Annotated in this window: 18 protein-coding genes; 6 read left to right on the top strand and 12 right to left on the bottom strand. The window is 42.5% G+C overall.

The genetic code is table 11. From position 1 onward, the window contains the following. The first annotated feature begins 80 nt into the window (after window positions 1-80). Window positions 81-1,877: an aspartate kinase gene (locus V202x_RS12330; protein WP_145174986.1), complete on the top strand. Its 1,797-nt coding sequence runs from the start codon at window positions 81-83 to the stop codon at window positions 1,875-1,877. A gap of 24 nt (window positions 1,878-1,901) precedes the next feature. Here V202x_RS12330 and V202x_RS12325 read toward each other — a convergent pair whose 3' ends face one another. The 5 genes from V202x_RS12325 to V202x_RS12305 all read right to left on the bottom strand — a co-directional run bounded on the left by V202x_RS12325 (window position 1,902) and on the right by V202x_RS12305 (window position 5,213). After that, the gene (locus tag V202x_RS12325; RefSeq protein WP_144986230.1) at window positions 1,902-2,285 is read right to left on the bottom strand and encodes a hypothetical protein; all 384 of its coding nucleotides are present in this window, start codon (window positions 2,283-2,285) and stop codon (window positions 1,902-1,904) included. Window positions 2,286-2,302: 17 nt separating this feature from the next. Beyond that, window positions 2,303-2,689: a DUF4440 domain-containing protein gene (locus V202x_RS12320; protein ID WP_145174983.1), complete on the bottom strand. Its 387-nt coding sequence runs from the start codon at window positions 2,687-2,689 to the stop codon at window positions 2,303-2,305. 33 nt (window positions 2,690-2,722) lie between these two features. Continuing rightward, window positions 2,723-3,292 (bottom strand): FHA domain-containing protein, encoded by a 570-nt coding sequence (locus V202x_RS12315; RefSeq protein ID WP_145174980.1) that lies wholly within the window; start codon window positions 3,290-3,292, stop codon window positions 2,723-2,725. Window positions 3,293-3,390: 98 nt separating this feature from the next. Then, a complete protein-coding gene (gene clpX, locus V202x_RS12310; RefSeq protein ID WP_145174977.1) occupies window positions 3,391-4,674 on the bottom strand; it encodes an ATP-dependent Clp protease ATP-binding subunit ClpX in 1,284 nt (427 codons plus the stop codon). A gap of 218 nt (window positions 4,675-4,892) precedes the next feature. Further along, complete coding sequence (locus V202x_RS12305; RefSeq protein ID WP_145174974.1) at window positions 4,893-5,213, bottom strand: hypothetical protein; 321 nt, start codon at window positions 5,211-5,213, stop codon at window positions 4,893-4,895. Between the two features lie 663 nt (window positions 5,214-5,876). Between V202x_RS12305 and V202x_RS12300 the strand changes: the two genes are divergently transcribed. The 3 genes from V202x_RS12300 (at window position 5,877) to V202x_RS12290 (ending at window position 9,109) form a co-directional block, all read left to right on the top strand. After that, window positions 5,877-6,362 carry a hypothetical protein gene (locus V202x_RS12300; protein ID WP_144986225.1) on the top strand — a complete coding sequence of 162 codons (486 nt, stop codon included), beginning with the start codon at window positions 5,877-5,879 and terminating at the stop codon, window positions 6,360-6,362. A gap of 49 nt (window positions 6,363-6,411) precedes the next feature. After that, on the top strand, window positions 6,412-7,059 hold the full coding sequence (locus V202x_RS12295) for a bifunctional 4-hydroxy-2-oxoglutarate aldolase/2-dehydro-3-deoxy-phosphogluconate aldolase (protein ID WP_145174971.1): 648 nt from the start codon (window positions 6,412-6,414) through the stop codon (window positions 7,057-7,059). A gap of 421 nt (window positions 7,060-7,480) precedes the next feature. Further along, entirely contained in the window at window positions 7,481-9,109 is a 1,629-nt protein-coding gene (locus V202x_RS12290) for a hypothetical protein (RefSeq protein ID WP_145174968.1), read from the top strand. A gap of 39 nt (window positions 9,110-9,148) precedes the next feature. Here the strand turns inward: V202x_RS12290 and V202x_RS12285 are convergent, their stop codons facing one another. The 4 genes from V202x_RS12285 to V202x_RS12270 form a co-directional block, all read right to left on the bottom strand. Next, on the bottom strand, window positions 9,149-9,478 hold the full coding sequence (locus tag V202x_RS12285; protein ID WP_197993359.1) for a twin-arginine translocase TatA/TatE family subunit: 330 nt from the start codon (window positions 9,476-9,478) through the stop codon (window positions 9,149-9,151). Between the two features lie 127 nt (window positions 9,479-9,605). Next, window positions 9,606-9,812 carry a twin-arginine translocase TatA/TatE family subunit gene (locus tag V202x_RS12280; RefSeq protein WP_144986222.1) on the bottom strand — a complete coding sequence of 69 codons (207 nt, stop codon included), beginning with the start codon at window positions 9,810-9,812 and terminating at the stop codon, window positions 9,606-9,608. Between the two features lie 434 nt (window positions 9,813-10,246). After that, window positions 10,247-11,299, bottom strand: a complete 1,053-nt coding sequence (locus V202x_RS12275; RefSeq protein ID WP_145174966.1) for a hypothetical protein — start codon at window positions 11,297-11,299, stop codon at window positions 10,247-10,249. A 125-nt stretch (window positions 11,300-11,424) separates the two neighbouring features. Next, a complete protein-coding gene (locus tag V202x_RS12270; protein WP_145174963.1) occupies window positions 11,425-14,445 on the bottom strand; it encodes a PQQ-binding-like beta-propeller repeat protein in 3,021 nt (1,006 codons plus the stop codon). Between the two features lie 511 nt (window positions 14,446-14,956). Here V202x_RS12270 and V202x_RS12265 point away from each other — a divergent pair. Continuing rightward, window positions 14,957-16,276 (top strand): hypothetical protein, encoded by a 1,320-nt coding sequence (locus V202x_RS12265; RefSeq protein WP_145174960.1) that lies wholly within the window; start codon window positions 14,957-14,959, stop codon window positions 16,274-16,276. A 27-nt stretch (window positions 16,277-16,303) separates the two neighbouring features. Here the strand turns inward: V202x_RS12265 and V202x_RS12260 are convergent, their stop codons facing one another. Together V202x_RS12260 and V202x_RS12255 are read right to left on the bottom strand one after the other, a co-directional pair. Further along, entirely contained in the window at window positions 16,304-17,374 is a 1,071-nt protein-coding gene (locus V202x_RS12260) for a glycosyltransferase family 2 protein (protein WP_145174956.1), read from the bottom strand. Then, a complete protein-coding gene (locus V202x_RS12255; protein WP_197993358.1) occupies window positions 17,371-18,102 on the bottom strand; it encodes a class I SAM-dependent methyltransferase in 732 nt (243 codons plus the stop codon). Before V202x_RS12255 ends, V202x_RS12260 begins: the two co-directional genes overlap by 4 nt. Before the next feature lie 248 nt (window positions 18,103-18,350). Between V202x_RS12255 and V202x_RS12250 the strand changes: the two genes are divergently transcribed. Then, entirely contained in the window at window positions 18,351-20,105 is a 1,755-nt protein-coding gene (locus V202x_RS12250) for a hypothetical protein (protein ID WP_145174950.1), read from the top strand. Between the two features lie 73 nt (window positions 20,106-20,178). On the opposite strand, the gene V202x_RS12245 is transcribed toward V202x_RS12250, so the two are convergent. After that, window positions 20,179-22,608 (bottom strand): YfhO family protein, encoded by a 2,430-nt coding sequence (locus tag V202x_RS12245; RefSeq protein ID WP_145174947.1) that lies wholly within the window; start codon window positions 22,606-22,608, stop codon window positions 20,179-20,181. Between the last annotated feature and the right edge of the window lie 255 nt (window positions 22,609-22,863).

Below are 22,863 nucleotides of genomic sequence, written 5' to 3'. Positions count from 1 at the left end.
CTTTATGTAAATTGTTATCAGGGACACTCTGGTTGTCCCGCTATTAAAACGAGTTTTTAAAAAAGAAACGGAGAAGAAACGTGTCACTGATTGTCCAGAAATTTGGTGGAACAAGTGTAGCCGATACTAGCAAGATTCAAGCTGCGGCTCAGCGTGCCACTGACATGCATCAGGCAGGACATCAGGTAGTCATGGTCGTGAGCGCACGCGGAAAGAAGACCGACGAGCTTGTCAGGCTAGCCGCTGAAATTACAGATGACCCTACTCCGCGTGAAATGGACATGCTACTTTCGACTGGCGAACAGGAATCTGTCGCATTAATGGCTATGGCGATTCACAAGCTCGGAGGAGAAGCAATTAGTCTGACTGGTTCACAAATTGGCGTCGTTACTGATTCCTCTCATACGAAAGCACGAATTATTTCGATTTCGACAGATAGAATGCGAACAGCACTCAACGAAGGAAAGATTGTCATTGCCGCCGGTTTTCAGGGAAGAGATAAAGATTGGAATATTACCACGCTCGGGCGAGGTGGAAGTGATACAACGGCAACAGCGTTAGCCGCTGTTCTGGATGCTGATATGTGTGAGATCTATACTGATGTTGAAGGAGTTTTCACAACAGACCCGCGCATTGTCCCTGAAGCTCACAAAGTGGACAGCATTTCGTATGACGAAATGCTCGAACTGGCAAGTTTGGGAGCCGGGGTGATGCATTCACGGTCTATCGAATTTGCAAAAAAATATAAAGTACCATTGAGGGTACGCCCCTCTTTCTCAGATGGCGAGGGAACTTTGATCGCTATCCAACCACTCACTGAAGCACCAGTAGTCACAGGAATTGCTTTTGTTCGAGATGAAGTCAGAGTCAGTCTGACTGACATTCCTGATGAGCCTGGTGTCATGAGCGGTATTTTTACCCGCATGGCAGAACGGAAGATTAGTTTGGATATGATCGTTCAGGATGTGGGAACTGGAGGGGTGGCTCGTGTTTCTTTTACCGTTCCTCAGTCAGACCTGGCAGAAACCCTGACTGCTGCCAGCGAAGCGATTGATGTAATCGGTGCAGGAAAGATTCAACATGGGACAAATCTTTCTAAGGTTTCGATTGTTGGTAGCGGAATGCGAAATCATTATGGTGTGGCTAGTCGTATGTTCTCAATCCTGGCCGATGCCGACATTAATGTTGGCATGATTACCACCAGCGAAATTAAAGTGACGGTTCTCGTAGATCGAAACCAGTGTGAAGAAGCAGTACAAGTCATTCATAACGGCTTTGAGCTTAATCGCCTCCCAAGTTATGAATTTGCTACTAACGAGAAACAATCAGATGATTCTGATACTGAAATACAAGTACAAAAAATGTCGCAGTTAGAGCAGGAAATCATCGATCAGCTAGCCAATATGGAAGATATCGTCGTCAGCGAGGTATTACTTGATCAAAGTCAGTCTCGCGTGACGGTCAGAAATTTACCAGATAGTCCTGGGATCTGCTCAAGACTGTTTTCTGTTGTGGCTGAGGGAGGCGTGTCTGTCGATATGATCGTGCAGAATATGGGTGAGGAAGAGCAGGCACACTTGTCATTTACAGTTCCGAGAACCTCTTTGGAAAAAAGCCTGGAATTGGTAGAGCCTCTACTTTCTGAATGGGGTGAGGCAGAAGTCAGTCATGAAGCGGAAATTGCGAAGCTTTCCGTTGTCGGAATTGGGCTTCGCAGTCATACGGGTGTGGGGCAATCCATGTTTCATGCACTGGCAGAATCCAATATCAATATTCAGATGATAAATACCAGCGAAACCCGCATCAGTGCAGTTGTCGATCTTAAGCATGGTAAAAAGGCTTATGAAGGACTACTAAAGAAATTCCAATTGACATAATTCCCTGCTGCTTAAACAGTGATGCTAGTCTGTTTCTACTGAAAGTGCTGTTTGCAAGAGCTGAGGAAGCTGTGCAGAAAATTGACTGCGTGGCAATACTTGAGTACACCCTGCTGCTTTAGCTTTTTCAAGACCCTCCGTATCCACATGTGGTCCGAACGCAATGCTGACCACATTTGAATAACGATCATGAATTGATGCAAGTTGTTGCCAGTTCAGGTCAGGCTGGTTGAGATCTACCAGTAGTAGTTGTCTTGTTCCTTCAATAATCGATTCTGAAGCCCTTTTAGCACTGAGGACAGTACAAAACGAGAGATCCAGATGTTTCGCAACTCCTGTGATCTTGCTTAGAAAAAGCATGTCTGAGCAAAGAATGACAATTTGAGGTGTTTGCGTGGGTTCATTCATTATTTAACGTGAAATCTTTATACGATTGATCGGTGAAAATGAACATGCTGCCATTCATCGTTCTGTTTTTGCCAAATACGTGTTTCTTCAAAGGCAGAACTTGAATCATGACCATGTTCATCAATGGTCTGGACGATTCGAACGAAGGTTACGAGTGCAACGTCACCCATAATGGAAACCATGGGGGAACTGATTGTGGATTGCCTCGGTCTCCCCGTTGGGTTCATCTCAAAGTAAAAACGGTGAAAATCCATTCCGGAAATTAAGTGCCCTTCTGATTCTGGCTCAAACGATGTCAATTCTTCATCACAAAGGGCGGTATAAGTATTCCAGTCTTTGTGATCAATGGCATCAAGTAATTGTTTATTTAATTTCAAGAGCTGTTGAACATCATTATCTGACATAAATGAATCCCGTCTAAGAAAGTTTAAGTTGTGTCAATCTTCTTCCATATTGTCGGTCAGGTCAATTTCGGGAAATTGAATTGTCTTTTTGTTTTCATCTGTCTGATCATCGGGAGAATATTCTTCAATCGTAACAGTGTCCTTCGGTTTCTTCTGATCTGGATGCTTGTGATTTTCAGGGAGTGAAATTTCCGCAGGTGAATCGATGGGAACAACGTCATCAGAAACTGAAACGAGTGGATTATCTGAAGTAAGTTCATCAAGACTATTTAAATGAATTGTTGATCCTACTTCAAGGAATTCCTGGGAATCATACTCAATCCGAAAACTTACATCGGCGATTGAAAGTAGACTGCCCGAAGACAATTTAGTGTCACGTTTGGGGGTGAGTTTTTTTCCGTCTATAAAGGTACCATTTGAACTGCCCAGGTCATGCAGTAAAGCAACTGAATCAGTCAGAAAAATTTTACAGTGATAACGACTGACTAGATCGGAGTTTAGCTTCAAATCACAATCAGATGCTCTCCCAATAAGCGTGTTTTTTGTGAGTGTGATTGGTTTGGATTTTTTTGAGGGATTTTGGACGTTCAGTCGAATTTTCATGACTCAGCCACAAGTAAGAAAACCCGCCGAAGATAAAGACTTCGGCGGGAAATGTGATCATTTCTCGAATTAATTATAGGGACTGGGTGGCTGGAAGTCTATGCGGCTGCTGAATCATCCGTGGGGAATAATTGTTCTGTTCCCTGGATGACTTCAGGTGTGACCACATATTTTTTGCCCTCTTCTTGTTCGGGAAGCTCAAACATAATATCAAACATTGCCTGTTCGATAACACTGCGTAAGCCTCGAGCCCCTGTATTTTTCTTTTGTGCAATACATGCGATTTCATGAAGAGCCGCATCAGTGAATTCGAGTTTTGCATTTTCCATTTCAAAGAATTTATGGAACTGCTTCACGAGTGAGTTTTTAGGCTCAGTTAATACCTTAACCAGATCATCCTCGCCGAGTTGGGCCAATGATGATAGTACGGGAAGACGTCCAAGAAGCTCTGGTATCAGCCCGAATTCTAAGACATCATCGACTGAAGCGTGAGCAAGTAATTCGTTTTTCGTCTTTTCCTGCTCTTTCTGTTGGCCAGACTGACCAAAGCCGATCGTTTTTCGACCAAGACGTTTACCTACAATATCTTCCAGGCCTACAAACGTTCCGCCACAGATAAAGAGAATATTGGTCGTGTCTAACTGAATATATTGTTGCTCAGGGTGTTTACGACCTCCCTGTGGAGGAACGTTGGCAACAGTTCCTTCCAGCATCTTAAGTAAAGCCTGCTGGACCCCTTCGCCTGAAACATCACGTGTAATTGAGACATTCTGACTCGTTTTTCCGATCTTATCAATCTCGTCAATAAACAGAATTCCTCTTTGTGCTGCTTCAACATCAAAGTCAGCAGCATGCAATAATTTCAATAAAAGGTTTTCGACATCTTCACCAACATAGCCAGCTTCCGTAAGGGTTGTCGCATCTCCGATTGCAAAGGGAACTTGGAGATAACGCGCCAAGCTTTTTGCCAGCAATGTCTTCCCGGATCCTGTTGGTCCAATCAGGAGGATATTGGATTTATCAAGTTCGACTTCCGAACTATCATCTTCGGCATGCATGAGTCTCTTATAATGGTTGTGCACAGCAACAGCCATGATTTTTTTGGCTCGTTCCTGACCAATGACGTAATCATTCAAGTGAGTTACAATTTCGCGAGGTGTAGGAACATTCTTAAAGAGTTTCTTTGTAGTTCCTCTACGTCGATGCTCTTGTTCCAGTATTGATTGACATACTTCAATACATTCTCCGCAGATGTACGCGTTGTCTGGACCCTCTACTAAGGGGCCAACTTCGCGATAACTTTTTCTACAAAAAGAACAGTTTGCATTTTTCTTCCCAGAAGAATTACGTTTTCCAGAGGTGATATCTCGTCCGGTGGGCATAGCTTCCCTTCAACGGTGTCAACTAAATAATGGCGTTCAACGTCCAGTGAGTTTTGATTCTGCCTCCGTGCAAATCACTTGATATGTAAAAAACTTGCGACATGAATCTAAAGGTTGAATCTACTTTAACTTAACAAGAGGCAATTGAGTAAATTTACGATCATTTGATAATCAATTAAGAATAATAAGATTCTAACAGTCCAAATTTTCTAATCGGACTATTCTATTTGATCAGTAGCTTCATTTTCTTTGAGACCTTTATCGGGCAGGTCAGTAAGCCGTTTTTTGATGGATCGGAATTCATCGTCGGTGAGGTCACCTTCTCGGCGCATTTCTGAGAATTGTAGAAGTAATTCAGATGTATCAACATGACGATCCTCATTTTCCCGAAAACGCCCTACGATCCTTACGGTCAACCAAATCAAAAAACTGATAATGAAAGCCGCTAAAATCCACCCAAGAACCTGACCTTCAAAGAGTTCCTTGAATAGCTTTTGTTTTCCTGATAAATTTCCTAGAGTTAAATTAAGTTGAATCACTTTAAAGTAAGCAGAAAGTATTTTCTCCCTGCCTTTCCTAATACGAATCCCTAAATTGTTTCGCTACGAAAACAATCCTCTTTTGAACTTACCTCACTGCTGATCCCAATCTCGTTTCTGGCATATCGTTTATTATTGGGTACAGTCAAGTTTGAGGCAAGTCCTCCTGAGTATTAAAGACTTGTATTAGTATACGGGAATATTTAGCATATCTCGCGCCAAAAATTTGTAAAATATGATGGAATACAAAGATTGCCAGCGTCTGATTTGGTGTTGACATAATAGATTATTTTTGCATGGGATACGGTAAAAACAACTGGATTCCGTTGAAAATCACTTAAATCAAGTTCGTTGATGAGTGATCATCTCACAGAAAATAGAAAAAATGTGAATTGGTTTCATATTAGCGAGAAATGTACTTTCGGACCCTGAAAAAAGTAAAGCTTACATTGTTGATGTTACCGAAGCACAAAATCGGACTATTAATTTAATTGGCTGATTCATAACAGACTGACAGAATTGACATGCGAGTAGTAGCATACCTTGCATCCCCGACTGCTCATTTTTATGATCGATTCTTAAACTACCATGATTCATACCTTCTGAGTAGAGTTTGTGACAATCGAACCAGCAGCATACGCTCAATTTTACTGAGGATTTTGGATGGACTTTAATAAACGTCTTCAGCATGCCATCAATAAAGGGCGTGCAGCCAAAGATGAAGAATTACAACAGGAAGTCGGCAAGAAGATGACGGAAGAAGAATTTCGGAATCTGCATTTGAAATACCGACTGGAACTAACAGACCACATTGATGATTGTCTGAAGAAACTAACCGATCATTTTCCTGGATTCCAATTTAAAACACTAATGGAAGAAGATGGCTGGGGATCAAGAATCACTCGTGATGATGTCAGCATCGGATCGAAGCAAAGGGCGCAAAGTCTTTATAGCCGTTTGGAAATGGTAGTCAGACCATTTACGGATACTCATATCATTGAATTGGTTGCTAAGGCCACAATCCGAAATAAAGAGACTTATAATCGTTCTCATTATCAATTCATCGCTGAAGTTGATATGCAGTCATTTCAGGACTTGGTGGACTTATGGATTTTAGAATTTGCTGAACAATTTTCGTTTCAAACATAACTGATGAATATCGACGCTGTCGTTAATAATAGAAAAAGGTAATCTTCTTATGAGTCGACACACGGCTTTCTCTCAGGTTATTGATCGTGGTGCCGTTGCCATAATTCGTGCAAAATCAGGTGAGTTACTGGTTGATGTCTCAAAAGCAGTCTATGCTGGTGGTTTGGATGTGATCGAAGTGACTTTTACAGTTCCGGGAGTTCTCGACATCCTGTCTCAGGTGAAGCAGGAATTAGGAGACCGGATTCTCTTAGGTGCAGGGACTGTGCTTGATTCAGAGACTGCTCGTGCTGCAATTCTTGCCGGAGCGGAGTTTATTGTAACTCCTACGGTTAACACCGATGTCATTGAGTTATGTAATCGTTACGACAAACTGATTATGACGGGGGCTTTGACTCCGACAGAAGCGCTTACAGCCTGGGAAGCGGGTGCTGACATTATTAAAGTGTTTCCTGCGTTTGTGGGGGGGCCTGAATATCTCAAAGCATTACATGGTCCTCTGCCTCAAATTCCGCTGATGCCTACTGGAGGAGTCGATTTAGAAACAATACCGGCCTATCTCCAGGCAGGAGCATGTGCAGTTGGTTTAGGAAGTTCCCTTGTCACAAAACAGATGGTTGAAGCAGGAGACCTGGAGGGAATTCAGAATTTAACTACTGAATACATGAATAAGATCAAAGAGATACGCAAAAACTAGTCATTAAGTATTCTCTCTAGGGTGATACGTGCATTTATCTGGTTGTATATTTCTTCGTAAATGTATTTATAGATTGTATTTATTGTTCTAAGTATTAGGCATTCAGTAGAGACTGCTAAAGCACCCTTATTCAGCTGAATCGTTTGCATCATATTGATCTTGCTGTTACTCAATACAGGGAAGATTTCCTTCAACTACCCTACTGTTTTAACCAGAAAGATCCTCTCAAGTCATACGAACTCATTTGACGATATGCCTAGATAGTCGATATTCCGTTTACTCGCCCGAGTTCCGGCTTATGGGAGTGCAGGCTCTCTTATCCGTTCGCATTGGCTATTGACTGATTTCCAACTTCTCAGGAGGGGCTCCAAGCCTGGATCATTTTATTATTTATGTTGTCCAGGTAGGGAGGTGTTTTGGCATGAGACGAGTGACATTACTGGTGGTCAGTTGCTGGGTCTATGGATTTTTTCCTTTTATAACCCAGGCAGCAGCAGTTTCTTCCGCGCCCGTGTATACCAGTAAGACTCAGTTTCGAATTCCCTACCACTATGATCAAGCTGAGATTGAACGCTTGGGGGCTCGAGAAATCCGGCTCTATGTTTCTACCGATCGAGGGGTGACTTGGAATCATATGAAATCCGTTGCGCCTACCGCTCGAAAGTTTCCATTCGAGGCGAATCAGGATGGAGAATACTGGTTTTCAGTCAGAACTCTGGATTCCAATAATCAGCTTCATCCTTCAGGGAGAGTTTTTGAACCAGGATTACGTGTTGTAATCGATACCACGCCTCCCCAGTTAGATTTGGATTTGAGGCAGGTTTCTCCCGGAAAAGTACAACTCGTTTGGAACGCAACCGATAAATATCTTGATCCAACAAAATTGGTTCTCGAATATGCTCAAAATGGTAGTCAGAACTGGCAACGTGTGATAGTGGCTCCACATAGTAAAGGTCAAACAACCTGGTCTATTTCCCAAGGTGGTGTGGTCGCGGTGAGGGGATCAATCAAAGACAGGGCTGCAAATGTAGGGACCAGTCAAAAACAGATCCGTGTAGTAGCTGCTGCGAGCCGTACAGTACCAAAACCTAAACAAGATGTACCTGATTTTAATCAACCAATTGCCCAGGGTAGTTCAGGATTTTCGAAACCAGAAGCGTTGACTCCCTATTCTGATGTGCCCCAGCCATTACAGACGAGTCAGCCGGATTCGTTTGAGAATCAAACGCCACTTGCAAATCAACAACTTCCCAATGTCTTTCCTAAAAATGATGGATCGACTGAACCATCACTTGGAGGGCAGTCAATTCCTGACCAGATCAAAGGACAATATGTCGCCGATGATCCGGAGAAACGTCCGCTGTATGCTAAAAATCGATATCCCGTAAAGGAGAAGAAATGGTCTTCTGAACGAAAGCAGATAGTGAACGCTACAAATTTTCAGATCGGTTTTCAAATTGATGAAGTAGGACCATCAGGCGTTGGTGCAGTTGAACTTTATATTACAGAAGATAATGGTCAAAAGTGGTATAAGTATGGAGAAGATCCTGACAAGAAGAGCCCATTTCTTGTGGAGGTTCCTCATGACGGAGTTTATGGATTTGCGTTGCGTGTTCGCAGTGGTGTCGGATTGGCAGATGCCCTACCCAAGTCCGGTGAAAAGCCTGATGTTGTGGTTGCCGTTGATCGAACTGCCCCCACAATCAAATTAAATCCAGTAAAACAGGGACTGGGTGGGGAAGGAAACAAAGTAACCATTTCCTGGACAGTAAACGAATTGAATCCAGCCGAAAAACCGATCTCTATCAATTTTTCTACTCAACCGCAGGGACCATGGGAGCCCATTGTAGAATGGCAGGAAGATTTAGGACGGTTTACCTGGTCTGTTAAGCAAGGTAATCCATCCAAGTTTTATCTACAGGTCGTTGCACGCGATGCAGCCGGAAATCTCTCCGAAGTGGTTACACCTCAACCCATCATTGTTGACTTAACGAAGCCCTCAGGACGAATTGTTGATGTCGAAGTGATGAGCAGTAAAGCCCCCTATTAATTCAGACTGATTTGGTTTAGCATTAAAAGCTGGTAATGCTTATGACTGCTGTTCGGAATTCTTCTCAGTAGTTGGTTCTGATGTGGGCACTTCAAATTTCGGCGCTGTAAATTCCTCAGAATGTTCCTCAGGTGTAGGTCGAGGGGTTTCTGTCTGTGATTGTGAGTAAGAGGCTTGATTTACCTCATCTTCAATTCCGCTGACGCCTTTCTTAAATTCCACAATCCCCTTCCCCAGGCTACGTGCCACTTCCGGTAAGCGTTTACCGAATAAGAGAAGCGCAATAATTCCGACGATGATCATCTCATATCCACCGGGCATTCCAAAAATCGCAGGAACGGCAGTTATGTGTGTGATAGTTTGAAACATTGTTTCACCTCTTTTTATAATAAGGTTTCAGGGATTTCTTTACCAAAAAGAGCGAGCCCTTTGAGCCTTGTTTCTTTTCCAATGCGATTAATAAGAGTTCAGTGTCATTATCATTCAGTTTGATATTTTAGCTTGATTGATTGTCCTGTTCAGAGTCTGGGGCCTCCATTTTAGAAGGTTTTTCATCTTCTTCTGAAACTTCCCGTGCACCTTTTTTGAACTCTACGATACTTTTTCCAAGAGAATTCATAGCTCCAGGTAAACGCTTACCAAAGAGGAGCAAGATAATTCCTAAAATGATCGTAATTTCAATCCAGCCAGGAAAGCCAAACATACTAATTATCCCATTAACTATGGTGAAATCATCGAGTATTGACATCTACTCGAGCAACCAGGTTTTTTCAGTGAAATGGTAATTGACAAAGACGTCACCGATAAAATGAATACCAGATAAATGGGATATTCCTGAAAAGGTATGCTCTGCCGATGCTGAGGAATAGATCAAAAGGAATGTTGTCATTCCTGTCTGATAGTCCCTGCGAAAATATATCTCGAAGGAAATCCCATGGATGGATATCCACTCGGTTTGCCCGCAGGAGTCGCAGGAGGATTGAGCGGTAAGTACATAAATCATAACCGCGCAAACGTGGCTGTCAACAGAATTTAGCTATGCAATTCCTGTGATTTGTCATTATGAACAGCAATGATTGAAAAAACGGAAGTATTTCCGCATTAAGACTCTCAAAATATCTGATTTCTCGCTTGAACTTAACCTGTTGTGGCATCTAGGGATGTTTTCTGTAGCAGGAGTTGCATTTCGATCCATTGAATATTTTGAGCCAAGTCGTTCAGTTCCGAATTCTGATTTGATTCACATTCAGCACAACAATCAACAAAGGAATTGAGAGACCAGTGTTCACTTTGCAATAACTGGTTTTTCCAGTTAGCAACAACCGGGCTATGGAACTGATCAAACAGAGGCTCTACAGTTTCAGGTAAGACCGCATGTAAGGGGTGATGACCCACAGCCCTGCTCCAATATTTAGCATTGGAGTAATCTGGTTCACGACGGTGCATTATGTGATGCCAATAATCTCCCGAGCGGTGTGGACCCTCGTGCTCAACTGATTGTGAGAGCTGATGACTTTCCTCAAGATAGTCGTGGATGCAGAGTAATCCCGCTTTCAGAGCGATCGCGTCCGCTTGAGAAGAAACCGACGGCAAGTCCTGAGCAGGTTGATAATCGCGTATCAAATGAAGCAACCAGTCGCGATCATATCCAGGATAATCTGGAGCTAACTGAGGTAAAGGAAATGGTAATTTTCTACCTACATCGAGAGCTGGGGCAGCAATTAGCTGATTTTTAATTCCTGCTTGCGCCATGAGAATCAATGAATGCCAAAGTAGGTCTTTAGAGTTGGGAATTTCTTTCAAGCTTAAAAATGTCGATTTATGCATCAGCACGATTGCGTGCCGAAAAGGATTCATGGCAAGAAGCACTGCTAGTGGAGAGAGAATTTCATATGATTGTGTAAATAGTTCTGCAGAACTGAAAGGAAGAAAGCAGGCTCCTGTCTGATCTCTTTTTAACTCAAAGTTTTTGATCTGATTGAGTTGGGCCTGATCAATTAACTCTGGTTGTTCTATAAATCCGACATATTCTGAAGAAGATTCTTCAAAGAGGGAAACGATCTCATCCGGTTGAAGGTTTTCGAGAGTTTGATTTTCGAGTTTAGTACAATTGTAATCAGAGAGTTTATTCAAGCTATCAGACAGATGGCTGTGATTTCCGAGCAGATAAAATTGGGTACGGGCTGTCATTGGTATCAAACTTCAGTGAATCAAAAATTGAGGCTTTATGAGGACGCGATCATTTTGTCTTTTCTAAAGTACCTGATTTTCATTTCAGCAGAAAGTCATTTTTAAACATTGATACCAAATAGGAATCATTCTTTGTGAAAACAACAGAGTTGCCCATTTTCCAATGAGACAATCATTCTTCCTTCTGAATCGATGGCAGTTCCCCCCTTCACTGCCAAAGCTGGTAGCTTGTGGGTCCAGAGATCTGTACCTTCATTAATATTGATGGCTGTCAGGAAAGGTGACTCTGGTTTTGAATCTGGATGACCGGCTACCAGGAGTGTTTCAGGAGAGACGATAAAACTGGTAAAACGGCGTTGTTTCTGATCTTCCCAGAGATTTTTACGTTTGTAAGCTTGCCCTGTTCGTCGAGCACGCATACTTAACCAGCGAGCTGCTTCTTTTTTCGCTTTAGGGGCACCAGGGGGAAGCGCTTCTTTTAAAGTAAGATTGGTAAAAACGCTTCCTTCATAACTGGCGTCATGGACCAGTTCCCGTCGGTCATTTAGCATGTGTTCAATCGATAGATATTTACCGTAACCAGGATAGTAGGGATAAAATGCAGTTCGATACTGTGATCGAACTTCAGTACTGGGAGAATTAAGACACTTTAATGTTTTCAGGTCATAACGGGCTGTTTCATAGACGCCCCCTGCCAGGAACCTGAGCTCATCTTCCTCGATGTATAAGCTTCCCTGCAGACTGATCCCACTATTTACTTCTTGTGATAATGCACCTGAGGAATTATTTTCCTGTTTCAATTCACCAGTAATTGAATTTAAAGCAACGACATGCGTGCCATCAAAGTGCGCAATTCCTGCTACAGCGTAAACCGTATCGTCTTGAACGACGACGCCACCAGCGACAGGCCAGGTTGAAATCAATTTACCATAAACAGGAATCAGACGTTGATGCGGTGCCACTCGAAAAGACCAGAGAGGTTTTCCTGTTTTTGCTTCATATGCATAAACTCGCCCATCAGCTGAACCAACAAAAAGGCGGTGGTTGTTGACGGTCGGTGGATAATAAATAGCGCCTCCGGTATATCGTTTCCAGATCAATTTACCCTGCATATCAAATGCACTGATAACGCCATTCCGGTCGCCCACAAAAATCATTTCTCCTGCGACAATAGGTGCCGTAGGTAATGAGGACTTTGTTACTTGTGCTGTCCAGGCAAGTTTTGATTTCATCGGAATGGGGGATTTCGTCGTGGAAGATTGCCGATTGTCACCACGAAAAACAGGCCAGTCATCATTCTGGACTGATAGCGATTCGACATCTGACAGTTTACTTGTATAAGTCACTCTTCGTGGAGGAGTTTGAGCGGATGGCGTAGAGGAATTCTTTTCAGGGCCCAAGCAAATGTGTCCATACAGAGACAACTGGCAACCGCACATCCAGGGACCCCAGTATAACAGGCCATTAGAAACGATGACTCCATCCTGACAGGGAGGCCGCATAGGGGCAATATGCTGGGCAGTATGTGAGTCCGTTTCCAGTCGAACAGTTCCTCCACTAGTACGGAAAAAGATGCTGTCGACACTTCCTGTAGCTCGAGTACAAGCCCGGCGGGTTGGTAGTGAAGCGATTTTCTCTCCGGTTGCATAGTCGAGTTTCATACCTGTTTCTTTAGGACCAGCAGCGTAAATGCCGTCATCACGCAAAACTAATTGGAGATTTCCATGCTCTTTTTCCCACAACCAATAACCATCAGCGGCGGATGCCGTTACGAGATGTAATCGCTGTGGTCCTGCAAAAAACAGATAGTCGTCACTGCATTTCAAGTAGGTGGTCGTTGCGTAGCCTGTGACATAATGTTGCGCTTTTTGATTTGAGCCAATTGAAGCCAACAGCTTTTTATCATCATTTTTCCAGACTTGTTTTCCATTTTTGATGTTGAGACAGGCTAGAAATTTGTCTGGACAGTAGTAATAAATATTGTCATTTTTCATACAGACGCCGCGGCTGTCGATATAGTCTTTTTCACGAAAATGCCAGAGGATCTTTTTGTTGGCAGGATTGATGGCAACAAAGGTGCGACCAAAACCAAATGCGTTTTTGGGATCGGAATAATCATGCCCTTTCCACATCCCCCAAGGCCAGTGTCCTAATCCGCGTCTAGCAGATTTTTTAGTGTCCACCTGAACCTCTTTATTGCCAATCAATGCATACAGTGTACCATTCTGCATACCCATCCATTTCCAGACAGGACCATCGGCCATCTTCTCATCAATGACGATTTCATCCCGGATCTTTCCCGTTTCACTATCAATGATTTTACAGGATTCATTATCAGCCATATACAAGGCATCTTCGGTTCCGATCATAGTGTTACGGTGAATCATGAAACCTTCTGGCAGCTTACGTTTCCAGAGAATGGTTCCATTGTAGGCATTGATGCACATTAAAGTGTTTAAGATGGCGTTTTGATTTTCTTTATGCGCAATGTGGCCGAATGCTTTATAAACTTTTCCTCCGGCTGCAACGGATATTTCAGGCATTGGTGAAAATTTGGGATTTGCCAGAAATTGGGTGCGGTAAGGAGATCGCGCATTTTGATCAGTCGATTGAGGGTTGTTATCGGGACGATGATAGGGGTGATCCCAATAATCATTTCCTTTGGGAACTGGCTTTGTTATTTTGGAGTCCGATAAAAAAGCGATCCCCTGAGGTCGTAAGACACGTAAGAGTTCAGTCTTAGAGTCCCAATTTCCCGCGGTTTTTTGTACGAAAATCACATCAGCCAGATTACTGGCCAGAGCAATGGCATTCTTCGTTCCCCGATCAGCAAAAATACGTTGACCTAATAGTCCCGCTTCATCTGACAAGCGGCGGACTTGCGCCACTTCTGCTTGTGACTCTGACTGAAAATAAACTTGTAAATTGGTATTCTGAACTAATTCGACAACGAAGGACGCTTTATCTACCTGAGGTAGTCCCAGAACGACACACAGTCCTTTATTCGATTTCAATTTTTTGAGAGAGGCATCAGTATCGGAGGAAACGGTGTGCTTATTTTTCGGGGTTTCTGCCAGAAGTGGAGTATGAATCACTAAACACAAACAGTAGATGAGAAACAGTGAGCATATTTTGGTTCGATTCATAATTTGATTCCTCTGCAGGTCTTGTAGAGTAATAAGCTGTGAGAATCATTTCCATTTCGAGTTGGAATCTCAGATCCAATAACGTTGATTTGTTTTTTATCATCTCAGCATTGATTTCAAATTTCAAAGTGAAATTTGAAAAAAACAGTATTCCTATGTGAGTTTAGCAAATGATATTTATGAAGCAAATCATGCGAGTTTTTCTATATTGATGGGCTAATGATTGAAATCATGAGAGTGTGTGTCAGATTATTTATGTGTACTAATGACTCGTGTTGCATTCAGAATCTTTACCAACTTGAGAAAAATGCGATTAATCGACTGGTTATAATTTTCAAATCTTTAAACAATGAGTGCAGAATAATCCTCTAATCAAGATTAAACATTGATTTCAAAGATCAATCTTGGAATAGGTGTAAAAGTTTGGGTAAAAACAAGGGGACCTGTTTGACGCTCAAACAACGAATCGTTTCGACTGGTGATCAATTCTAATCACTGGCGGTATTCACGTATGGATCACATCTTACCCGATTATTTTGTCAGTGAAGCAACATGGTTCTATCTATCCTTGTTGCTGTCGATCGCGGTCTTTTTCCGATTTGATCGTATCCTGTCCTTGCGCAATTTAGACTTATTGTTGTTGCTTTCGATTTCTCCAGGTCTGTTGTTTGTCGGTACCAATCCTATATTGGGGAATGTCTGGTTGTTTGTGGGAACCGGGTTATTTGTGGTTCGGATGAGTGTTGATTGTTTTTTTCAACGCAGGCCGCGTGGTGAACAGAATCTGAATAGTTTCGGAATGGCTTTTCTGTGTATTTCAATATTCACCTTTTTGATGATTCGCGTATTCACGGAAATCCCTGCACCGGAAACCATTCAAACCGTAAAGCAGGCAGATAATTTATTGAGTATGCAAGATGTCACAAAAACTCAAATACAAAGAACTCCTGAAGCCGGGCCAACTGCTCGTTTATTAGCGACGCCTGTTGTTCCACTTTCAACTGCCATGGTTAACGGACTGGATGCATCCACTTTGGCAGCACGCATTATGGCGTTTCTAGCGCATGCCTTTGTCGTGGTAGGATTGATTATTATGGGAAAGGTTCATTTTTCCGATACTCAATTGGGACTAGCGATGGCATTACTTTATCTTTTGTTGCCATGTACTGCATATGATGTAAGTAAAGCAAATCACGTGCTGCCCGCTGCGTTACTGGTTTGGGCGTTTGTGACCTACCAGAAACCCATTCTATCGGGCATTTTTATGGGGCTGGCATGTGGCGCCATGTTTTTTCCCGTATTTCTGTTACCTTTGTGGGCCAGCTTTTATTGGAAAAATGGATTCAAACGCTTTGCTTTGTCCGGGAGTGTTGTTGGTATTATCTTATTAGGTAGTCTTATCCTGACATCTGTTGATCGCTTTTCATTTACAAAACAAACAATTGGTTCGATCGACTGGTCAGTTCTCAAATTTGAGGGAGGACAAAAAATTCCCGGATTCTGGGGGGATTATGAATCGGCTTATCGTATTCCCGTCTTTATTGGTTTTGTACTCTTAATTGCCTGTCTGACGATTTGGCCGCGTCGAAAGAATTTAGCCCATCTCATGTCACATTCGACGGCTATCATTATTGCGACGCTGTTGTGGTATCCTCAACAAGGAAGCGTTTATTTGCTGTGGTACTTACCGATGCTGCTCATGGTTGTCTTTCGTCCACGGCTCTTACATACTACCCAGAACAAAGACGTGGATCGGCATCAACAAAGTAGCGAAAAGCCCACTTCACGTTTTCAAGATTCAGTCAGCATTGTGAAACCGACGACTCAATAAGACTTCGATTGATCTCGAACAAATCTGCTAAGAAAAATTTTCGGCAGCATCAAGAGCGTCATCTTCTTTAGCGATTTGATTTTTTTCTAGTTTGGCTAGTAGTGGCGCTTCGATTTCAGGTGAGTCAAAATTGGTTTTAGATCCAACAATGAACATCGGCCGGGCTCTTACCTGGTCATAAATTCGGGTGACATATTCACCGAGAATTCCAATTCCTAATGCATTCAGCGCTCCGAAAAATGATGCGGTAATTGTAGTCGAAGCCCAGCCAGGAATTGCTAACTCAGTGAATAGCTTATGATAAAGCACAAAGGAAATCAGTCCGATACAGACAACAGCTGATAAGGCGGCGATCACATAAAAAATCGTAAGTGGTAAAAAAGAAAAGGAAAAAATAGCGGTTTTTGCTAAGCGGCACAGTTGAATAAAAGACACGCGAGGATTTTCGTCATAACGGGCCAGGCGTTCTACCGTAACACCTATCTGACGATAACCAACCCAGGATCGGAGTCCGGGAAAGTAGCGGTCTCGATCGTGAAGCTGTGCGATTTGAATGGCTACTTTACAGTCAATTAAACCAAAATTGCCAGCATCACGTGGAATGGGAGTACTGGAAATCAGATTCAGAATTTTATGGAAAGTTTGAAACGCCCACCGTTTTACAATATTCTCTTTTCGTTCTGTACGTACCGCGTAAACAACATCATATCCCGCTTGCCAGTGCATGATAAAGTCAATGATGGCTTTAGGACAATCTTGCATATCAGAGTCCATAATCACAATGGCATCACCGGTTGTGTGCAGCAAACCCGCTTGAACTGCTGCCTGATGTCCAAAATTTTTGGCGAAATGGACGACTCTAACACGAGAATTTAATTCGGCAAGATCATCAAGAATGATTCCACTTTTGTCGGACGATCCATCGTTAACAAAGATAATTTCATATTGACATCCTGCTGTTTGTAATGAATCTTCAACAGCTTGTAGTAATTGCGGTAGCACATCCTGCTCATTAAACACAGGTAGAACAACCGAAATCAGGGCATCTGCAATCGGTTTCCTCACAGAATGAGAATGTTCATGATTACATTCATTCATTTGACCAATACTCCTACCAGTGAAAGGCCAAATGGGACTCCTGTCGAATGAATTAGTTTACGTTCAATATTGGCACACGATTTCAGACAGGCGTTTGTAAATCGTGAAACTCTGGCAAAGCGCGGAGGAGAATCATCAGTACGTTTCAGAATTTTATCTTTTCCTCTAATCGCTATAGCAGCGGGTAAAGTAAACGAATTCCAGTATGTCAACCATTTTACTTTCAAGCCTGCTTGCTCAGCATGTTCACGAAATTTTGATTTTGTGTAGCGTCGGAAATGTCCCAATTTTCGATCCCAGTCCGAATAGAGCATGGGGTAAGCGGGGACTGTAATAATGATCCCACCATTGTCAGCTAATGTTTCCTTAGCATTTTTTAATAACTGAACCGGGTTCTCCATATGCTCCATGACATCTAACAGAAGCACCGCTTTTGCAGTGGCCGGAGGAACGGGCCAAGGTTGACTGAGTTCGTGTACGAAGAGATTGTTTAATCCACGCGAACGCCCATGTTCTACTGCATCTTCCATGAGGTCAAATCCAGTCACTTCGTATCCTAGTTGGCTGAATTCCAGTAAGTTACGTGCAGAACCAATTCCCCCTTCGATAATTAAGCCGGGAGCGGGAAATTCGGAGGTTAGAATTTCAGTTACCAACTTACGTTTAGCAACGTGCCACCAATAATTCTCTTCTAATTCAATAAGTTCAGTGAGATGTCCGGGATCCACAATTCTTCTGTTTTCGTTATGGGTTTTAAAATAAAATCGTAATAAGATCTCTGACTAAAAAAATGGCCTACTAAGCCCAGCATAACAGTGCAAATAGGACAACTCTTCCTGTTTCTCCACAAAAATGGCAGTTTTTCATCCAATCTACAAGGATTTATTTTACCTATAGTGTTTATGCCGTCTATAGTATTGGCTCCATCTGGTTCTCATGACAGCAGTAATATGTGTAAATATGTGGAGTATTGATTGTGGAAAGCCAGCCAGCCCGGCAAATCACAGGCTTAACCTGGGTTGCTCTTATTATTTTTTTTCTGATTCTGATCTTGAATGTCCCATTGTTTATCAGGATGCCTTTAGCAACAGATGTCGTCTTATATGACCTTCAAGCGCAAATGGCTCTTAATGATGGGGTTTTATACAAAGATATGTTTGAGACGAATCTGCCGGGAATCGTATGGTTACACATGCTGGTTCGTTCTTTAGTCGGGATGAGTTCTGACGCGATTCGGATTGTAGATTTGATCATTTTCAGCGGCAGTGCCTTGCTTTTGATGTTGTGGAATCGTCGAAACCAACTCTCTATGACCGGCATGATTTGGATCGGTATTGCTTTATTTTCATTTTACTTTTCGATCTCAGAATGGTCTCACTTTCAGCGAGATACATTGATTCTCTTTCCCGCTTTGGCTGCGGTGTGGTTAAGACGTAGACAAAGCGATCAACTCATTGAGAATAGACAGACAGCAGGTAAGCGTTCGTTCGCGTCTGTATGGAGATGGGCTTTCCTGGAAGGTCTCTTGTGGGCAACCGCTTTTTGGATCAAGCCCTTTGTAGCAGTACCAGCCTTATGTGTTTGGATTGGATCACTGTTCATAATACGACAACCTAAAAAAATGCTGATCGATTTTTCTGGTTTACTGTTGGGCGGCTTAGCTTTGGGAGCAGCAGGAAGTTACTGGATGTGGCAGAATGGCGCCTGGCCTGCGTTTTATGAGACCTTTACTGAATGGAATCCAGAGTATGTCGCAGCGCGTAAAGCAGGATGGGAACCTCTACGATTTGCTCAGTTTTTATACCGATTTTACCCCTGGGTTTTTCTGCATTTAATTGCTGTGCCTCTCGCTTTGATGGCTATCAGGGACTATTGGAAATATAGAGGTAACTCCGAACGTGATACTCTCGTTGAATCTGGGAAGCGAGATTCAGTATTGTTGGCTTTAATGTATTTAGGCTGGGTCGTTCAATCTTTTGCTTTTCAACATTTGTTTGATTATGTGCATCCTCCTTCTCTCTTATTAGCAATCACCCTTATTGGAGGATATTTGGACAATCGATATCAGAATGAGGGGCTTAACTGGGGATGGAAAAGTGGATTGGCATTCTTTCTGATGATGGTTGTCTTATCATTCCCTGGATTCAGACCAAACCGCATGATGTTGTGGAAAACTTGTTTATTGAACTCCAGCAATGCGGAATTAAAGTCACAGCTAGCTCTGTTAGTGCAAGTGGACTGGAAAGATCTGGATGCTGTAAAACAATTTCTGCAATCACAAAATTTAAAGGATGGGCAATTGCACTGTTATAACAGTACGCTGGTTTATTTATACCCTGAGCTTGCTGTCAGGCCAGCTACCCGATTTGTCTTTTTTGATTCTGTATTGATTTTTTGTCCTAATCATCGCAAAGAACTTTATAAGGCTGTGAATGAAAGCCAACAGAAATACGTTGTGACTGACCTGATCGATAGCGGTTTTAATAGACAAATGGCTTTAGCTATATCACCTGACCCAAAACAAACGACACCTACAGATTATCCAGTCAGTCTGAAAGGTGCTTATCCCTGGTCGCATCCCGTTGTTTTTCGTTCAGGAAGATATCTGGTTCATAAAATTGAGCGCCCTATCGGGAGATTTGTGGGAGTTGGAAATCTTCCCACTGAGGCACAAGTCAAAGAGTACTATCGACAACAGAAAAAAAAGAAGCAGACAAAACAGTCAGGCTAGTCAAAGAAACCATGATTGCAGTAACACAACATTTATCATATTTGTTCTGTTGATTTCTCAAAGACCAACAGCATTAGTTCGGCTTAACCTCTTTGGACGAACGTGAAGACATTAGCAATAAGATGAGTATCACAGCGAGAGTGGTCAGCGAAATGATGCGACCAATCTTGAATCCTGGCGGAGTGAATGAGAGTTGAACCACATGTTTACCGGCTGGAAGAGGAATCGCTCGCAATGAAAAATTGGCAGGTAAAATTGGAATTGATTTATCTTTGACATGTGCAGACCAGCCCGGGTAATAAATGTCGGAGAGAATAAGATAGCCTGGTGTATCTAACTCAGCCTGTATTTCCAGGTGATCAGGGCCTGCACTCTTAATGGTAGCTGCTTTATAGGATTGCCGTTTGCCTTGGGGCAGGATATCAGCTTGCAGGAATACTTCATTCTTTGGCTGTAGTTTTGCGATGGTTTCGACGATTTGTTTACTTGGTTCATTGGGATTTAAGGTTTTGGTATTTCCAATTAAATATGCTCTTGGTAATGGATTCACGTTTTCGAGAATCAGGTACGGTAATGTGGCTGGTTCGGAATCTCGCAAAGCAAACTCCTCAGGGATGGATCCTTGATCAACGATTTTCCAGCCATCGATTTCAATAGGTTTCTCAGTTTCCAAAACAGCGTATTTCACGCTCATGAGATCTAAGATTGGTTTGCGTGCTGTAGAAAGCTGTGGCTTACTATATCCCGCCATCATCAGTGCAGCATCCGGTTGAGGAAAGGCCGCCGCCGCCAATAACCCAAGACGTACAAGAGGTACTGGCTCATATCCTTGAACTTTGAGTATCTGGTTATCCCATGCTTCTCGATCACTCATTAGCTTTTGGCCGACGAGGACTCTGTGTTGTCCCAGATTTGCTTTCAAGAACTTCGTGATTTTTGTTTCTGCTCGAAACGATGATTGTGGAATTGATCTTAAAATATGATTGCTATGCAGAGTAAGTTCTCCCGTAGCAACAACACAAAGCAGTAGAGATCCACAGATGGCTGATTTATGTGAGAAAGATGCTGAAAAAACTGCGATTGAAAGCGTTAGAACAGCAACGAAAAATGAGATGAGTTGGATCTTAAATACTTGTTGAGGGGCAACTTCGAAAGAAATGACACCTTGCGATGAATAAATCAGATAAAATAAGAGAAGTGAGGTGGTGACCAAGCCAATTAAAGAGAGAATTCGATATCTCTTTTTAACAGTATTAAGGCATAACGACATAATTGATTCACAGCCAAAGCCTGCCAGCAAGGCAATGATTAGCGAGCAGATCCACAGTAACCGCGCAGGCATTCGGAACATGGAAAATCCGGGAACGATGTCATATAGCAATGTATAGAATTGCAAATGAGGGCCGAACGCCAACAGAAACGAAGTCAAACCAATCAAAAACAATCGAAGAACAGTTCGGTTTCGGATCGAAGTCAATATCCCTACGCACGCGAGTAGCAAAGGCAGACAACCAAAATAACAAACCGCTTCCCAATAATATCCACCTGACCCTCTGTAGTGATCTGGCCCTCCCCATACAAAGGGATCCAGTAACTGTAACAAGCTCGGAAGGGAGAGACTCCCGCTTTTCAACGCTATGGCATCAATACCACTGGCTCTGACCGCTTGCTGGGTGTAAATATAAACTGGTACCAGATCAATGGCGACCAGCCCGACTGTTAAAATTCCGGTGATTAGCCAACTCTTGAGTAAGCTACCGGCTGAATAGGAAATACTACTCTTCTCAGGTTTGATTTGATCATGAACGAGTTGATCAGAATCGACTTTCCTATTTTTCTGAAAGAAAGCGATTACAGATTCGATCACGATGGAAGCTGTTAAAAAGAGAAGCAGGTAGTAAACTTCTTGAACATGTCCGCAGAAAAAAGCGAGAGCAATGAAAATAGCCATGACAGCAGGTGCTTTTTTGCGACCTTCGATCAAAAGTTCATAGCCATAAAAAATCCAAGGGAACCAGGCAATTTGAGTGATCGATGTAAAATGGCCCTCTCCCGTTTTGGCGACAAAGTAGGGCGCAGCCAGAAAGATGATTCCTGATAATATAGAACTGAAAAAGTTCAACTGATATTTTCGAGCGAGTAGATAGGTACCCCACCCGGCCCACCAGTGATGAAATATGAGAACCCAACTCATTGTGGATAGCGCATTTGTAAAAAAGAATATCCAGTTGCCTGGATAAAATAGCGATGTTTGAGGATTTCCTAGAACAGGAACTCCCAGTAAGGAGTAAGGATTCCAATACGGAATATGTTGTTGTCGTTCAATCGAGTCTTTTTGATAGTTTTTTAATGCAATGAAGGTGTTTGTCGTATCGTTATGGCCGTTATCTTGCGATCCTACGAGAACATCACTTGGGTTAATCAACAATACTTGAAAGCAAAGTCCGGAAATGAGAGCAAGTACCAAAGCTGCTATTGCATTTTGAAACAGTTTGGAAGTCATGTGGATTATTCTCAAAATTAATTAAAACTGTTGTCAGCAAAGAAATGCGATCAGGTGTTAAGTAACTGATACAATCAAGCACGAAACCGCTTTGAATCAGAAACATTTAAGCTGGTCTCTTCTTCTTTAGAACAGTAAAGAGATAAACATGATGCGGTTGAATTTTACTCAAGTCATGTGATCAACAGCATAGATTGTGCCAAAAAATGATTACAACCGATATTAGTTTGGGATCAAATACAATCACTTAACCTA

Origin of the sequence: Gimesia aquarii, from assembly GCF_007748175.1 — a bacterium.
Classification (GTDB): Bacteria; Planctomycetota; Planctomycetia; order Planctomycetales; family Planctomycetaceae; genus Gimesia; species Gimesia aquarii_A.
The sequence above is the reverse complement of the archived record's forward strand: the minus strand, read 5'-3'. Positions and strand labels throughout refer to the sequence as shown.

Bases quoted from the DNA above. Each gene is read 5' to 3' on its own strand.
- V202x_RS12320 (WP_145174983.1), bottom strand. From the start codon at position 2,689: ATGTCAGATAATGATGTTCAACAGCTCTTGAAATTAAATAAACAATTA.
- V202x_RS12300 (WP_144986225.1), top strand. From the start codon at position 5,877: ATGGACTTTAATAAACGTCTTCAGCATGCCATCAATAAAGGGCGTGCA.
- V202x_RS12260 (WP_145174956.1), bottom strand. From the start codon at position 17,374: ATGAATGAATGTAATCATGAACATTCTCATTCTGTGAGGAAACCGATT.
- V202x_RS12290 (WP_145174968.1), top strand. From the start codon at position 7,481: ATGAGACGAGTGACATTACTGGTGGTCAGTTGCTGGGTCTATGGATTT.
- V202x_RS12295 (WP_145174971.1), top strand. From the start codon at position 6,412: ATGAGTCGACACACGGCTTTCTCTCAGGTTATTGATCGTGGTGCCGTT.
- V202x_RS12325 (WP_144986230.1), bottom strand. From the start codon at position 2,285: ATGAATGAACCCACGCAAACACCTCAAATTGTCATTCTTTGCTCAGAC.
- V202x_RS12315 (WP_145174980.1), bottom strand. From the start codon at position 3,292: ATGAAAATTCGACTGAACGTCCAAAATCCCTCAAAAAAATCCAAACCA.
- V202x_RS12245 (WP_145174947.1), bottom strand. From the start codon at position 22,608: ATGACTTCCAAACTGTTTCAAAATGCAATAGCAGCTTTGGTACTTGCT.
- clpX (WP_145174977.1), bottom strand. From the start codon at position 4,674: ATGCCCACCGGACGAGATATCACCTCTGGAAAACGTAATTCTTCTGGG.
- V202x_RS12275 (WP_145174966.1), bottom strand. From the start codon at position 11,299: ATGACAGCCCGTACCCAATTTTATCTGCTCGGAAATCACAGCCATCTG.
- V202x_RS12285 (WP_197993359.1), bottom strand. From the start codon at position 9,478: ATGTTTCAAACTATCACACACATAACTGCCGTTCCTGCGATTTTTGGA.
- V202x_RS12265 (WP_145174960.1), top strand. From the start codon at position 14,957: ATGGATCACATCTTACCCGATTATTTTGTCAGTGAAGCAACATGGTTC.
- V202x_RS12280 (WP_144986222.1), bottom strand. From the start codon at position 9,812: ATGTTTGGCTTTCCTGGCTGGATTGAAATTACGATCATTTTAGGAATT.
- V202x_RS12270 (WP_145174963.1), bottom strand. From the start codon at position 14,445: ATGAATCGAACCAAAATATGCTCACTGTTTCTCATCTACTGTTTGTGT.